This is a genomic window from Halohasta litorea (assembly GCF_024494645.1).
In the GTDB taxonomy this organism is placed as follows: domain Archaea; phylum Halobacteriota; class Halobacteria; order Halobacteriales; family Haloferacaceae; genus Halohasta; species Halohasta litorea.
Map to the genome: position 1 here is coordinate 257,448 of NZ_JANHDJ010000002.1, position 13,248 is coordinate 270,695.

General features: G+C 63.0%; 16 protein-coding genes. 13 read left to right on the forward strand and 3 right to left on the reverse strand.

Annotated features, from left to right (window positions below; all coding sequences use genetic code 11):
* Positions 1-47: 47 nt before the first annotated feature.
* From NO877_RS06190 to NO877_RS06200, 3 genes are read left to right on the forward strand one after another with little or no spacing between them, the layout of a single operon-like run.
* Complete coding sequence (locus NO877_RS06190) at positions 48-560, forward strand: metallophosphoesterase (RefSeq protein ID WP_256395453.1); 513 nt, start codon at positions 48-50, stop codon at positions 558-560.
* Between the two features lie 55 nt (positions 561-615).
* Positions 616-759: a DUF7859 family protein gene (locus tag NO877_RS06195; RefSeq protein WP_256395454.1), complete on the forward strand. Its 144-nt coding sequence runs from the start codon at positions 616-618 to the stop codon at positions 757-759.
* 16 nt (positions 760-775) lie between these two features.
* Complete coding sequence (locus NO877_RS06200) at positions 776-1,969, forward strand: inorganic phosphate transporter (protein WP_256395455.1); 1,194 nt, start codon at positions 776-778, stop codon at positions 1,967-1,969.
* Positions 1,970-1,973: 4 nt separating this feature from the next.
* On the opposite strand, the gene NO877_RS06205 is transcribed toward NO877_RS06200, so the two are convergent.
* Positions 1,974-3,332: a hemolysin family protein gene (locus tag NO877_RS06205; RefSeq protein ID WP_256395456.1), complete on the reverse strand. Its 1,359-nt coding sequence runs from the start codon at positions 3,330-3,332 to the stop codon at positions 1,974-1,976.
* Positions 3,333-3,456: 124 nt separating this feature from the next.
* On the opposite strand from NO877_RS06205, the gene NO877_RS06210 reads away from it, so the two are divergent.
* On the forward strand, positions 3,457-3,678 hold the full coding sequence (locus NO877_RS06210; RefSeq protein WP_256395457.1) for a DUF7561 family protein: 222 nt from the start codon (positions 3,457-3,459) through the stop codon (positions 3,676-3,678).
* Between the two features lie 58 nt (positions 3,679-3,736).
* The gene (locus tag NO877_RS06215; RefSeq protein ID WP_256395458.1) at positions 3,737-5,509 is read left to right on the forward strand and encodes a helicase C-terminal domain-containing protein; all 1,773 of its coding nucleotides are present in this window, start codon (positions 3,737-3,739) and stop codon (positions 5,507-5,509) included.
* A 12-nt stretch (positions 5,510-5,521) separates the two neighbouring features.
* Here NO877_RS06215 and NO877_RS19900 read toward each other — a convergent pair whose 3' ends face one another.
* Positions 5,522-5,608, reverse strand: a complete 87-nt coding sequence (locus tag NO877_RS19900; protein ID WP_425492902.1) for a surface glycoprotein — start codon at positions 5,606-5,608, stop codon at positions 5,522-5,524.
* A 206-nt stretch (positions 5,609-5,814) separates the two neighbouring features.
* On the opposite strand from NO877_RS19900, the gene NO877_RS06220 reads away from it, so the two are divergent.
* A complete protein-coding gene (locus tag NO877_RS06220) occupies positions 5,815-5,958 on the forward strand; it encodes a DUF7317 family protein (RefSeq protein WP_256395459.1) in 144 nt (47 codons plus the stop codon).
* A 96-nt stretch (positions 5,959-6,054) separates the two neighbouring features.
* The gene (locus tag NO877_RS06225; protein WP_256395460.1) at positions 6,055-6,375 is read left to right on the forward strand and encodes a DUF7853 family protein; all 321 of its coding nucleotides are present in this window, start codon (positions 6,055-6,057) and stop codon (positions 6,373-6,375) included.
* A 131-nt stretch (positions 6,376-6,506) separates the two neighbouring features.
* Here NO877_RS06225 and NO877_RS06230 read toward each other — a convergent pair whose 3' ends face one another.
* Positions 6,507-8,609: a minichromosome maintenance protein MCM gene (locus NO877_RS06230; protein WP_256395461.1), complete on the reverse strand. Its 2,103-nt coding sequence runs from the start codon at positions 8,607-8,609 to the stop codon at positions 6,507-6,509.
* 85 nt (positions 8,610-8,694) lie between these two features.
* Here NO877_RS06230 and NO877_RS06235 point away from each other — a divergent pair, with 85 nt between their 5' ends.
* From NO877_RS06235 to mnhG, 6 genes are all read left to right on the forward strand, one after another.
* The gene (locus NO877_RS06235; RefSeq protein WP_256395462.1) at positions 8,695-9,507 is read left to right on the forward strand and encodes an NAD(P)/FAD-dependent oxidoreductase; all 813 of its coding nucleotides are present in this window, start codon (positions 8,695-8,697) and stop codon (positions 9,505-9,507) included.
* 145 nt (positions 9,508-9,652) lie between these two features.
* Positions 9,653-10,039 carry a hypothetical protein gene (locus NO877_RS06240; protein WP_256395463.1) on the forward strand — a complete coding sequence of 129 codons (387 nt, stop codon included), beginning with the start codon at positions 9,653-9,655 and terminating at the stop codon, positions 10,037-10,039.
* Positions 10,040-10,081: 42 nt separating this feature from the next.
* Complete coding sequence (gene coaBC / locus NO877_RS06245) at positions 10,082-11,266, forward strand: bifunctional phosphopantothenoylcysteine decarboxylase/phosphopantothenate--cysteine ligase CoaBC (RefSeq protein ID WP_256395464.1); 1,185 nt, start codon at positions 10,082-10,084, stop codon at positions 11,264-11,266.
* Positions 11,267-11,467: 201 nt separating this feature from the next.
* Entirely contained in the window at positions 11,468-12,625 is a 1,158-nt protein-coding gene (locus NO877_RS06250) for a monovalent cation/H+ antiporter subunit E (RefSeq protein ID WP_256395465.1), read from the forward strand.
* The gene (locus tag NO877_RS06255) at positions 12,622-12,927 is read left to right on the forward strand and encodes a cation:proton antiporter (protein WP_256395466.1); all 306 of its coding nucleotides are present in this window, start codon (positions 12,622-12,624) and stop codon (positions 12,925-12,927) included. Before NO877_RS06250 ends, NO877_RS06255 begins: the two co-directional genes overlap by 4 nt.
* Positions 12,924-13,244 (forward strand): monovalent cation/H(+) antiporter subunit G, encoded by a 321-nt coding sequence (mnhG, locus tag NO877_RS06260; protein WP_256395467.1) that lies wholly within the window; start codon positions 12,924-12,926, stop codon positions 13,242-13,244. Before NO877_RS06255 ends, mnhG begins: the two co-directional genes overlap by 4 nt.
* The last annotated feature ends 4 nt before the right edge of the window (positions 13,245-13,248 follow it).

A 13,248-nucleotide genomic window follows, 5' to 3' on the forward strand; every position in this document is an offset into this window, starting at 1 on the left:
GCCGCCGGAAGCAATACTTTTCAATAGCTAGATGGTTAACGGTGGTAATGCTCACAATCGTCTCCGATACCCACAGCAGCAACGGCCACCGGCTCGACGGCCGGACACTGGAGGCTGTCAGGGACGCCGAACTGGTCGTCCATGCGGGGGATTTCATGATCGAACCCGTCCTGGATGCCTTCGAGAACGAATCCGCGACGTTCCGGGGCGTCTACGGCAACAACGACGACGCCGAAATCCGATCACGGCTGCCGAAGGCTCGGACCGTCGAATACGAGGGCGTCCGCTTTGCGGTTACGCATACGGTTCGCGGCGGTAACACGGCGCTGACGCTGTTCGGCAAGGAACGGGAGGCCGACGCCGTGATCTTCGGCCACAGCCACCGGCCGACGGCCGACCTCTCGGGCGAGCTTCCCCTTATCAATCCGGGGAGCCACGCCCAGCCGCGGGGGAACCGTCCGGCCCACGCCGAGTTGGAGCCGGTCGCCGGTGGGCTTCGGGGTCGGCTCGTCACGCCCGACGGAGAGGTCTTCGAGACGTTCGATCTCCACGGCGACTGAGTACGCATCACCGACACGTCGAAACGCCTTTGAGGAGGCCGATAATACCCTGCCCATGGTCGTTTCGCTCTTCGATGATCCCGTGGTCCTCGGTCTCATTGTCGTCTTGGTGGCGTTCGTCTTCTTCGGCTACCTCCTGATGCGTCGTACCGTGATGGGACTCCGCGAGGGGTACGAAGACGGTCAACGGCGGGACTAATCGTGGGGTCGCCACGATGGTAGCCACTGGGACGCTGGTGACGTTCGTGATCGCCGCGGCCGCCAGCCTGTTTATGGCGTGGGCTATCGGCGCTGGCTCCTCGGGGTCGACGCCGTTTGCCCCCGCAGTGGGAGCCAACGCGATTTCCGTGATGCGGGCGGGGCTGATCGTCGGCGTGCTAGGTTTTCTCGGTGCTGTACTACAAGGCGCGAACGTCACCGAAGCCGTCGGTACCGAACTCGTTATCGGCGAGCCGCTGACCGCGACCGCCGCCATCGTCGGTCTCATCACCGCCGCCGTGTTGGTCGCCATCGGCGTCTTCGCCGGCTACCCGATCGCGACCGCCTTCACCGTCACCGGCGCGGTCGTCGGCGTCGGGCTGGCGATGGGCGGCGCGCCCGCGTGGGCGAAGTACGGCGAGATCATGACGCTGTGGGTGCTCACTCCGTTCGTCGGCGGCGGCATCGCCTACGGGATCGCCCGACTCCTCCGCGGCGATCGCTTCCACGAGGACTACCTGATCTCCGTTCTGGGTGGCGTCATCGGTTTTATTATCGCCAACATCGGCTTCGCCTTTCTCGGCCCGCCAGACGGTGCGGGATCGATCGCCGGGACGCTCGGGGATGGACTGCCGCTCCCCGGCGTCGGCGGGTTCGGCGGCGGTCGGATCGCCGCGTCGGTCGCTATCGCACTGCTCTCGGGTGCCGTTCTCTGGTTCGCCCTCCGGCGGGACCGGACCGCCGGACAGCGCCGGTTCCTACTCGTCCTCGGTGGGCTGGTCGCCTTCTCGGCGGGCGGGAGTCAGGTCGGTCTTGCTATCGGGCCACTCGTCCCGCTGCTCGGCGAGATCGCCATCCCGCTGTGGGCGATCCTCACCGGCGGCGGCTTCGGTCTCTTGCTGGGCTCCTGGACCGGTGCGCCGCGGATGATCAAAGCGATCGCTCAGGACTACTCCGCGCTCGGCCCGCGGCGCTCGATCGCCGCCCTGATTCCCTCGTTTGCGATCGCTCAGACCGCGGTGGCGTTCGGCATTCCGGTCTCGTTCAACGAGATCATCGTCAGCGCTATCGTCGGCAGCGGTTACGCCGCCGGAAACGCAGGCGTGAGTCGGAAGAAAATGGGGTACACCGTCCTCGCATGGATCGGCTCGCTCGTGTTGTCGTTCGTGCTGGGCTACGGGATCTTCTACGTGATTACGCTACTTCGCTGAGCGTTTAGGTCAGCTCGGGCTCCTCGTCGACCTCGGTTTTCGGATACTCGTCGGTGACTGTGATCTGCGCCTTGAGAATCCGGGTGTTGTCGACCTCCTCGATCTCGATCTCGACGCCGTCGTACTCGAAGCTCTCGCCCTCCTCGACCAGCCGACCCGCGCGGTTGAACACGAACCCCGCGAGCGTCTCGAACTCCTCGCCCTCCGGGAGGTCGATATCCAGGACGTCGTTGACCTCGTGGATGTTGACCTCGCCGCGGACGACCGTGGTGTGATCGTCGACCCGGTCGAAGGGTTCGGCCTCGTCGCCCTCCAGGATGTCGCCGACGATCTCCTCGACCATGTCTTCGAGCGTGATGATGCCTTCGGTCGTCCCGAACTCGTCGAGGACGATCACCATCTGGAGGCGGTTTTCCTGCATCTCCGCCAGCAGGTCGTCGACGTTCTTCGATTCGGGAACGTGGAGCGTCGGCTGAACGACGTCGTCGAGGTTGCTGCCGCCCTCGCTGTACTGGTGTTCCCGGACCAGATCCCGGACGTTGACGATACCGATGATGTTGTCGAGGTTCCCCTCGTAGACCGGCACGCGAACGTGGTCGTTGCTGATACAGGCCTGGATCGCCTCCTCGACGGTGGCATCCCGCGAGACCGCCGTCACGTCGAGCCGTGGGGTCATCACCTCCTTGGCGATGGTGGAGTTGAACGTGAAGATCCGTTCGAGCATCTCTCGTTCCTCCTCCTCGATGACGCCCTCGCGCTCGCCGGTTTCGATGATGTCCTGAATCTCATCGCGGGTGACATAGGGCGATTCGATCGTCGACGAACTCCCCGTAATGCTGTTGATAATTCGGGTGAGCCGGTCGAAAATGTAGATGAGCGGGAACAGCAGATACTCCGAGACCTTCAGCGGGCGGGCGATTTTCAGCGCCCACGATTCGGTGTTCTCGACCGCGTAGGATTTCGGCGCGCTCTCGCCGAACAGCAGCACGATCGCGGTGATCCCGAAGGTGGCCGCAAAGACGGCCTGGCCCTGGGTGAGGTACAGCCCGAAGAGGGCAGTCGCGATCGAGGACATCGCGATGTTAGCGATGTTGTTGCCGACTAGAATCGTCACCAGCAGACGGTGTGGGTTGGATTTGAGCCCCTCGACGATGGTCGCGTGTTTGATTCCCTCGTCGACCATCGAGTCGATCCGGTGTTGCGGGAGCGAAAAGAATGCGATCTCGGACGACGAGAAAAAGGCCGACAGGCCGATGAGAACGATGATTCCCAGCACGCCCAAGACGGTAATCGTACCCGTATCGAGGGGCGGCGTCTGCAAGGTCAGGTCGATAAAGGAACCGGCTGCAAGCGATAAACCCATGTGTCGACTGGTTGCTCGTCGCTGAAATTAAGCGTTGTCCTCTGAGAGCCGGTCGCACAGTCCGTTGGCTTCCTGGAGCCATCCAAACGGTGGGCTCAAGACGCGCCGCTCCGTAGCCTCGCCAATGGCAACACGCCGGTGTGATGGCTGTGGGACCAAGGTGAAGATCGCTGGCGGGATCGGCGACTTCTGGAGTTTCGACTTCACGCCGACCGGCGGGATGATCCTGGAGCTCGCCGACGGCAGCGAGCATTTCCTCTGTCTGGACTGCGTCGACGCGTTGCCTGACGACCGCGATCCTGGAGCCGACGACGTGGCCGCGCTGCCGACCGAGACTGAGGAGTGACCACACGTATCACACAGCCATCCGTACGTTTTTGGCCGAGGCCGCCCGACCGACTGGCGTGAAGCCCTCGCGTATTCTGGAGGAGTTCCCCGCCCCGAGCTTCCGCGCCACCCAGAAGCAGGCGCTTGCGGACATCCGCGAGGCGTTCGAATCCGACAACGACGTGGTGCTCGTCCGCGCGCCGACCGGCAGCGGCAAATCCTTGCTTGCCCGCTCGATCATGGGCTGTGCCCGCGATCTGCAGACGGCCGAGCCCGCCGAAGTAACGGGGGCCTACTACACGACCCCACAGGTCTCCCAGCTCGACGACGTGGATGCCGACGACCTCCTGGATGACCTCGAAATCATCCGCGGCAAGAGCAACTACAACTGTATCCTGCCGGGCGAACACGACACGCCCGTCAATCAGGCCCCCTGTGCCCGCGAGAAGGGGTTCGATTGCAGCGTCAAACACAGATGCCCCTACTATTCGGACCGTGCCATCGCCTCGGGCCAGCCGATGGCCGCGATGACGCTGGCGTACTTCATGCAGACCGCTGGCTCGGACGTGTTCGGAATGCGCGATGTGGTCGTTATCGACGAGGCCCACGGACTCGCCGAGTGGGCCGAAATGTATGCGACCATCGAGCTCTCGCCCCACCGGGTGCCGGTCTGGGACGACGTCGACGTCCCCGATATCAACGCGGCCCACAACCCCGTCGAACGCGCCTCGGCGTTCGCCGAACGACTCTCGAAGGCCTGTGCGGCCGCAAAGGACGACCTGACGACCAAACCCGAACTCACCCCCGACGAGGTCGCCCGCCGGGACCGCCTGAACGAGCTCGTCTCCGAACTCGACTGGTTCGTCGAGGACTACCGGAGCCCCGACAGCCCAACGACGTGGGTAGTCGACCAACCCGCTGGCGAGGGCACCGCGATCACGATCAAACCGCTTGACCCCGCCCGCTATCTCCACCACACGGTCTGGGACCGCGGCGAGAAGTTCGCCCTCCTGTCGGCGACCATCCTCAACAAAGAGGCCTTCTGTCGGCAGGTCGGCCTCGACCCCGACCGGGTCGAACTGGTAGATGTCGACCACACCTTCCCGGTCGAAAACCGCCCACTGTACGACGTGACACAGGGGAAGATGACCTACGAACACCGCGACGAGACGATCCCGAAAATCGCCCGACTGATCGTCCGGCTGATGGCCCATCATCCCGAGGAAAAGGGACTGGTTCACGCCCACTCGTATGCGATCGCCGACCAACTGGCCGAGACGCTCACCGAGTTCGGTGTCGGCCAGCGGGTTCGGGTCCACGACACCGACAATCGGGACGCCGAACTCGACGCCTGGAAGGCCAGCAGCGATCCCGAGCTCTTTATTTCGGTCAAAATGGAGGAGGCGCTCGATTTAAAAGGAGATCTGGCCCGCTGGCAGGTTCTCTGCAAGGCTCCGTATTTGAATACGAACGACTCACGGGTGGCCCGGCGGCTCGAAGACGGTCAGTGGGCGTGGTACCACCGGACCGCCCTCCGGACGGTGATCCAGGCCTGCGGGCGGGTCGTGCGTGCGCCCGACGATTACGGAGCGACCTACCTCGCGGATTCGAGCCTCCTGGATCTCTTCGAGCGCGCCGAAGCCGACACGCCGCCGTGGTTTCGACAGCAGGTCGATCGACTATCGAAACCCAACCTTCCCGAATTCGATCCGCAAGCGGCGCTCGCTGGTATCAACGCTACAGCAACGCCCAGCCGTTCGGGGAGCGGGACTACTGCCCAAACGCGAACCGAATCCGACGCCGATCGTCGACAAAACCACCCGCTGTCGGATGTCTGGGGCGACGGCTGATCGTCGGTCCCACTAAATGAACGATGCTGCCCCGTAGGCGACCATCGAGCCGACCATCAGGACTGTAAAGAAGATCGCCATGATCTGCTGTCGATCCATACCAACGGGTCAGCCCTCGACTATCTTAGACCTGTTGGCTTTTGGTTCTCTCAGGGAACGTGTACTGACGGCTGCTTCAAAGTTTGACAAACGTAAACCAGAATTGGAAATATCCTTGTGATTTTAGCTATATAGGAGGATTTCTACGAATAGTATGGCAGCTATTCTCACAGAAGGTTTAGATACTTGGTGTCTCTATACTGTGTATGGCAACGAACGGCTTGCTGACCGCACTGACACTGTACCGCTGTGGAACCCTGACCCTCGGACAGGCCGCAACCCGCGCTGGCCAGAGCGATGACACCTTCGCACGGACGCTCGCCCAGTACGGAATCCCCTCCCACGAGTAAGACGGATCGCTTCGGCCCTCCAATTATCAGCCTATGATACTGTCGAGGAAACTATTAGTATCGAGGAGTGTCTCCGTTCAGTTGGAGGGGTGACCAATGCCAACACACACCAAACAGCTCTGTGACAGCCTGGACCTCCCACGTGCGGATGCGTGGGCGGCCCACGCGACTGTCGAAGGCTGGCTTCGCGCCGAATCCGAGCCCGATTCCGACACCAGCATCGACCGGTTGACTGTCGGGTCACGGCTGCTCGACCGGCTCGAAACGGGCGGGCGGCTGACCAGAGACCAGCTCTCGCTGCTCGACGAGCTCTGTAGGGCGCGGCTGGACGACGACAGGGCCCCGGCCCGTGATCGAGAATCGCTGGCTGCCGTGGTCGATCAGGTCGAGTACCGGCTCAAAACCTGCTCGCCCTGAGGGTTGGCTCGGCCACCCCAGTCGTCGACCGCGACGGAGCTGTCCACGTGGTGGGGGACAGCTCCGATCCACACGGTTGAGACTGACGGCGTCGCTGCTAGCAATTATCCGAGGGACGCTGTGGTGTGTGGCTATGTCGTCCGAAGATGGCCTTGGGTCGGCTCGTAGAGTTCACCCTTCCGGCGGAGGTTCTCGATTTCTTTTTCGGCTTTGGTAGCCTCCATCCCGATCTCGCCCGCACGCTCCAGGACTTCGTCGACCGGCGCTCCCTCCTCGAACTCGTCTTCGATCTCGGCAATTAGCTGTTTGATGTTCTTGATTCGGTCGCGCTGTGTTTTCGAGGTCCCCGTTTCGACCACGTCGGCGTCGAACTGCCCGGTTTCGGGGTCGACGCCGATATCTTTGAGACAGGACCGCACAATATCGACCGACCGAGTTGCGTCTTCCTCGTCGACGGTATCCGAGAGGCGGACCCGCGCGCTCGCCTCTGCGAGTCGGACGAGCGCCTCCAGCTTTCGGGCGGTGACCGGGATCGGTGCGTCCTCGTCGGCCCCCTTCGAGCGGAGGTCGACGTAGAACTCCCGGATCGCCGCCTTCGCCTCGTCGGTCATCGTCGGGAAGCAGGACCGTTTGGCGTGAGCGATGTACTTCCGAAGGAGTTCGGCATCGATCTCGGGGGCGACCTGTTCGGTGACCGAATCGACCTGCTCCTGGGTGAACTCCGAGGTCGGCACGTTGGCGCGCTGGGTGTTCAACTCGCCCGCGTAGTTCGTTTTGAGGATGTGGTCGGCCAACATCCCGTCGTGCTCGGGATCGGGCTGGTCAGTGACCGTGAAGATTAGATCGAACCGTGAGACGAGTGCGGGTTCGAGATCGATCTGCTCGCCGATGGGTTCGTACTGGTCGAATCGGCCGTATTTGGGGTTCGCCGCGCCGAGCAGCGAACAGCGGGATTTGAGCGTCGCGTTGATCCCGGCTTTCGAGATGCTGATCTTCTGTTGTTCGAGGGCCTCGTGCATCGCCGAGCGGTCCTCCGGTCGCATCTTGTCGAGTTCGTCGACTGCCGCGATCCCCTGATCGGCCAACACGAGCGCACCGGCTTCGAGGGTCCATTGCTGGCCGTCGCCGAAGTCATCGCGTACCGCAGCGGCCGTAAGCCCGGCCGAACTCGACCCCTTACCGGATGTATAGACGGATCGTGGGGCGATATTCTCGATATATGATAACATCTGACTCTTTCCGGTACCGGGGTCACCTATCAACAACATATGAAGATCGCCGCGAATCCTGGAGCCGTCAGGGAGCTCTTTGGTTACGCCCGAAAACAGCTGCAGGATCATCGCTAGCTTCTCCTCGTCGTAGCCGTAGATCGAGGGTGCGACCGAGGCGACCATCTTCTCGTAGATGCCCGGCTCGTTGGAGAGTTCGATGATCTCGGTTTTGTCCTCCTGAGTGATGTCCATGTCCTCGAAGACCTCGTCTTCGATGGTGACCGAGACGCCGTCCATGTAGAGATCGAACAGCGAGGATTTGCCGTCGTTGCCGTCCATCTGCTCGATGTGGAGGACGCCGACGACGGTGACGTGGTCGCCCGCCGTGACTTTCCCGGTCACGTCGTCTTCGATGTTGATGTCGATGCTCTGTGGGGTTTCGCCGCCACGGAGTCCCTCGGGGCTCTCCTGGACACGGAGCTTCTGGGCATCGACGAACTCCGACTGGTCGAAGTTGATCTTGAAGGGGCCTTCGCGCTCACAGCCCTGGCAGTCGTGGGGTTCCTGGAAGTCGCCGTCCTCCTGTGGGATGTAGTTCATCGTCCCACAGCGCTGGCATTCGAATGCGGAGTCGGTGATCTTCGGCCGCACGTCGGTCGCCTTGCGGATGATCCCCTGGACCGAAACGAGTTTGCCGATGTGGTTGTCGTGGACGCGGATGCCGCGGATGTCCACGGAGTCCGGGAGGTTCCGCATTCGGACGTGGGCGTTGCCGAGTTTGACGTCGGCGGGCAGATCGTAGAGCCGCAAGGCCTCCTCGGCGTACTCCTGGATCTGGTCGGGTTGGGAAAGGTAGTCGTCGGCGAGATCGCGGTCGAACTGGTAGAGGTCGTCGTAGTCGATATACAGCGAGCGCTGTTCGTTGGGGTAGTTCTGGGCGAGCGTCCCGATGTCGTCGCGGTAGTAGTTCCGATAGAACTGAATAAACCGATCCGTGAGTTCCTGATTCCCTGCCTGAGCCATTGAGAGTGTCGTAGGTCGCCATCACGTATGAAGGTCAGGATCAGCGAACCGCGACAACCAAGCCGACGGCGAACCGAACTCGCCCATGAGCGAATCAGCGACGGGAGACGACGACAGCTACGAACTACTGATCATCGGTGGCGGGGTCGCCGGACTCACCGCGGCGACGTTCACCGCACGGGCCGGGCTCACGACGCTCGTCGTCGACCACGGCGAGTCGATCCTGCGGCGCAACGCCCACCTGGAGAACTTCCCCGGCTTCCCGGCGGGTGTCAACCCCCGACTGTTTGCCGATATGCTCCAGGCCCAGGCGACGCGCAACGGCGCGGGCTACCAGCAGGGATTGGTCGAGGAGCTCTCGGGGAGCCTCGACGAGGGATTCGTCGCTACCGTCGGCGCGGTCGGCAACGCCGACGACCGCCGCGAAATCAGTGCCGACCGGGTGCTGGTCGCCTCCTGGAGCGACGTGTCGTATCTCGACGGCGTGGGTGTCGACATCCGCGACGCCGGGAGCAAACAGTACGTCGAGGACGACGGCCTCGGTCGGACCAATATAAAAGGGATCTACGCCGCCGGGCGGATCGCCGAACGCTACCATCAGGCGGTCATCGCGGCGGGCGACGGCGCGGCAGCCGCCATCACGCTGATCCACGACAGCGAAACGCCCTTTTATAACGACTGGGTCGTCCCCGAGGGCTACTTCACCGATCGCGGCCGGGAGGTGCCGCCGGGCTGCGAGGAGATCGACGCCGCCGAACAGCAGGCCAGACAGGCCGCCTCGCGTGCGGCCATGCAGGAGTACTTCAGCGAAGCTCACGAGGAGCGCCAGCGCACGCATCCGAGTTTGGTGGACGACGAAAAGGGGCGGGTCGACTGGGACAAAGAGGCCGCTCAGTAGTCGGTCTGCAAGACTGCGAACGGTTTCCGTCGGGGTTCGGCAAGGCGAACCGCCCTCACTTCGTTCGCACGGATGCCGGTCTTGAACGCTGCTATTCACTCTCGCATGATTGTATTTATTAGTGATACTCCCGAAGTGAAACTGCATGGCTGACGATATTCCGAATCCAGACGAGTACGAGTGGGAGTTCGAGGTTCAGGGCGGCGTTGGAATCTGGTATATGAAGGGTTGGCAGGGGTTCGCCGACGAGGACCTCGAAGCCGCAAGCGATCACTACCGAGAGCGGGGCACACAGAGCGACATCACGGCGACGCTGGCCGTCTTCGGCGACGAAACGAACCTGCCGAGAGAGACCCAGGAGTATATGGGCAAAGAGTGGTCGGCCAACGGCGAGTACACGGGCGTCGACAAGATCGGCTTCGTCTCCGAGGGGATCACCGCGATGGCAGTGAAATCACAGGTCGAGGTGCCAGGGGCCGAAGTCGAGAACTTCAAAGACCTCGACGCGGCCATCGAGTGGGCCCGGAGTTAAAGCCCGAACGACTATTTATACGCCGCCCCTCAAGCGAGACGAATGCTTGCGGGGGTCAACATCGTACTCGGCGTCACGGGAAGCATCGCCGCGGTGAAAACGGTCGAACTCGCCCACGAACTCCGCCGACAGGGCGCGAGCGTCCGCGCGGTGATGAGCCCCAGCGCCACCGGCATCATCCACCCGTGGGCCGTCGAGTTCGCTACTGAGAACGACGTGATCACCGAAATCACCGGCCGCGTCGAACACGTCGACCTCTGCGGGCGCGACGGCTGGGCCGACGTGTTCCTCATTGCCCCGGCGACCGCCAACACGGTCGGCAAGATCGCCGGAGCCATCGACGATACTCCCGTCACCACTACCGCGACGACTGCCCTCGGCGCGGGGTTGCCGGTCGTCATCGCGCCCGCGATGCACGAGCCGATGTACGACCATCCTGGCGTCCTGGAGGCCATCGAGCGCGTCGAGTCCTGGGGCGTCGACTTCGTCGACCCCAGAATCGAGGAGGGTAAGGCCAAGATCGCCAGTGAGGCGGCCATCATCACCGGGGTCGCCCGTGCGACGACACCGCAGGACCTCGCTGGCAAGGAGATCATCGTCACCAGCGGCGCAACCAGCGAGTCGATCGACCCGATCCGGGTGCTGACGAACCGTGCCTCGGGGACGACCGGCCGCGCCGTCGCCCGCTCGTGCCACATCCGCGGTGCGGATGTCACCCTGGTCCACGACGGCCCGGAGGTCCATTATGCCGACACGGTCTCGGTCGAGAGTGCTGCCGAGATGCTGGCGGCCGTCGAGGGGAGGGTTCCGGAGGCCGACGCCCTGATCTCGGCGGCGGCGATCTCGGATTACACCGTCGAGGCCGCCGACACCAAACTCCGCTCGGGCGAGCCCCGAACGCTTGAACTGGAGCCGACGCCGAAGCTCCTGGATTCCGTCCGTCAGTCCCACCCCGAGCTCACGATGGTCGGATTCAAGGCCGAAACCGCCGGTGACGACGACGCGATGGTCCAGCAGGCCGCTGCACTCCGTGATCGCGTCGACCTCGCTTTTGTCGTCGCCAACGACGCCAGCGTGATGGGAACCGACGAAACACGGGCCCTGTTCGTCGACGCGGCGACCGACACGCCAGCCGACTGTGAGACGGTCGCGGGCTCGAAAGAGGTGTTAGGCGATTGCGTTGCCCAGCGACTCGCCGAGCAGCTCTCGGGGCCGACCACCTCGTGATCGGCGCGTTGTTTGGAATATGTCGGATTATTAGCTATATAAATCCGCGAAGAGATGGTAATCGAGTGTGTTTTTGAAAGTCATCGAACCCGAAGGGAGGGTCAAGATAAGAATAGTTTTGAGGCGTCCCTGATTTGCTAGTCATAGACCCGAGTATGACGTTCGGACACTCTTCCAACGGCCGAACGGGGTGGGCCACCGATGGCGGCTAGCGAGGCCCCACGGCTGCTCGTCCCGGTACAGCGCTCGGTAACGCTTCGACAGACCGTCGACTACGCGATCCGGGAGGTCCTCGAATCCGACGCCGACGAGCCGACGGTCCACTTCGTCAGTATGGCGACCTGGCGCGCCGGCGATCCGGGCACGAACACCGACCGAAACCGTGCCGAAGATCTGCTCGAAGACATCGAGATCTGGGCGCGCTACGAGTGCGAAGAGGCGGGGGTCGACCCCGAGACAGTCGACGTCGAGACCGCCCTCATCGGCCTCGACGAATACCTCTTTAGTCCCTCCGACTACGCCGAACTGCTGACGAGCTACGCCGCCGACCACGACCTCGACCGGGTGATCGTCGACCCCGAATATTCGCTTGTCGGCCACACGACCCTCATTCAGCCGTTGGAGTTCGAACTCCAGCAGACTGACCTCGCAGTCGAAGAGGCCCCCGTCGACCGACCAACGAGCCGCGGGCGGCTGGTGAGTCGACCGAACCCCGCGCGATTTTTGGCCGTCTTTGGCACCTCGTTTCTCTTCTACCAGATTCTCGGCGGGTTCAGCGGCCTGTTCGATCTGGTCACCGGCCTTGCAACCGCCGCCGTCGTGGCGATCACGCTGTCGAGTGTGAGTTTCTACAGTGATCCGTCGCTGACGGAGTCGCCCAAGCGCATTCTCCGTGGTGTGGTTTATATCCCGTATCTGCTGTATGAGATCATCGTCTCGAACCTACTCGTCGCCCGTGTAATCTTGGACCCCCGACTCCCGATCGACCCCCGACTAACCAAGGTCAAAGTCTTCGTCGGCTCGGGCTTTCCGCTGACGACCCTCGCAAACAGCATCACGCTGACGCCGGGGACGCTGACGGTGACCGCCGAAAACCAGGAGCTGTACGTCCACTCGCTGCTGCCGTTCGCTCGTGAGGGACTGTTCGACGGCTCCCTGGAGCGCTGGGTCCGGTTCGTTTTTTACGGGCGGGAGGCCGCTCGGTTCCCCTCGCCACGCGAACGTGGCGATACCGAGGTGCTCCAGGAGCCAACCGCCTCGACAACAGCCGTTACCGATGGCGGATCGATCGACGATACACCTGAATGCGGCTCCGAACCCGACGACGACTCCGAGCCACAGGGAGGTGTCGACCGATGACGTTCGTCGAGACCACCATTTTCGGTGGTATCACGGTCGGTGCGTTCCTGCTGATCGTCGCCGCGCTGTTCGTCACCCTCGCGGTGATGATGCTCTACCGGGCGATCCTCGGCCCGACAAACCAGGACCGCGTGCTCGCGGTCAACGTCCTGGGGACAAACACGGTCGTCATTCTCGCCTTACTCGGAGCGGCGCTCGGTGAGCCGTGGTTCCTGGATATCGCGCTGGTCTATGCCCTCCTGAACTTCCTGATGTCGATCGCCATCTCGAAGTTCACTGTCGAGCGAGGGGGTGTCATATGATCGAAACCGCCCGGATCAGCCTCGTCGTGATCTTCGCCGTCGTCGGGCTGTTCTTCACGTTCGTCTCCGCGACGGGCGTGATCCGACTCCCCGATGTCTTTGCGCGAGCGCACACGGCCTCCCAAGCCGATACGCTTGGGGCCGGATTCGGCTTGGCAGCGGTCGCACTCACGCTCGGCTGGGAGCCAGCGACCGTCAAAACCGTGTTGTTGCTCCTGTTTATTTTCGTCACGAACCCGACGGCGGCCCACGCCATCGCGCGGGCGGCCTACGAAGAGGGCATCGAGCCGTGGACCACGGGGGATGAGCGCCGATGACGTC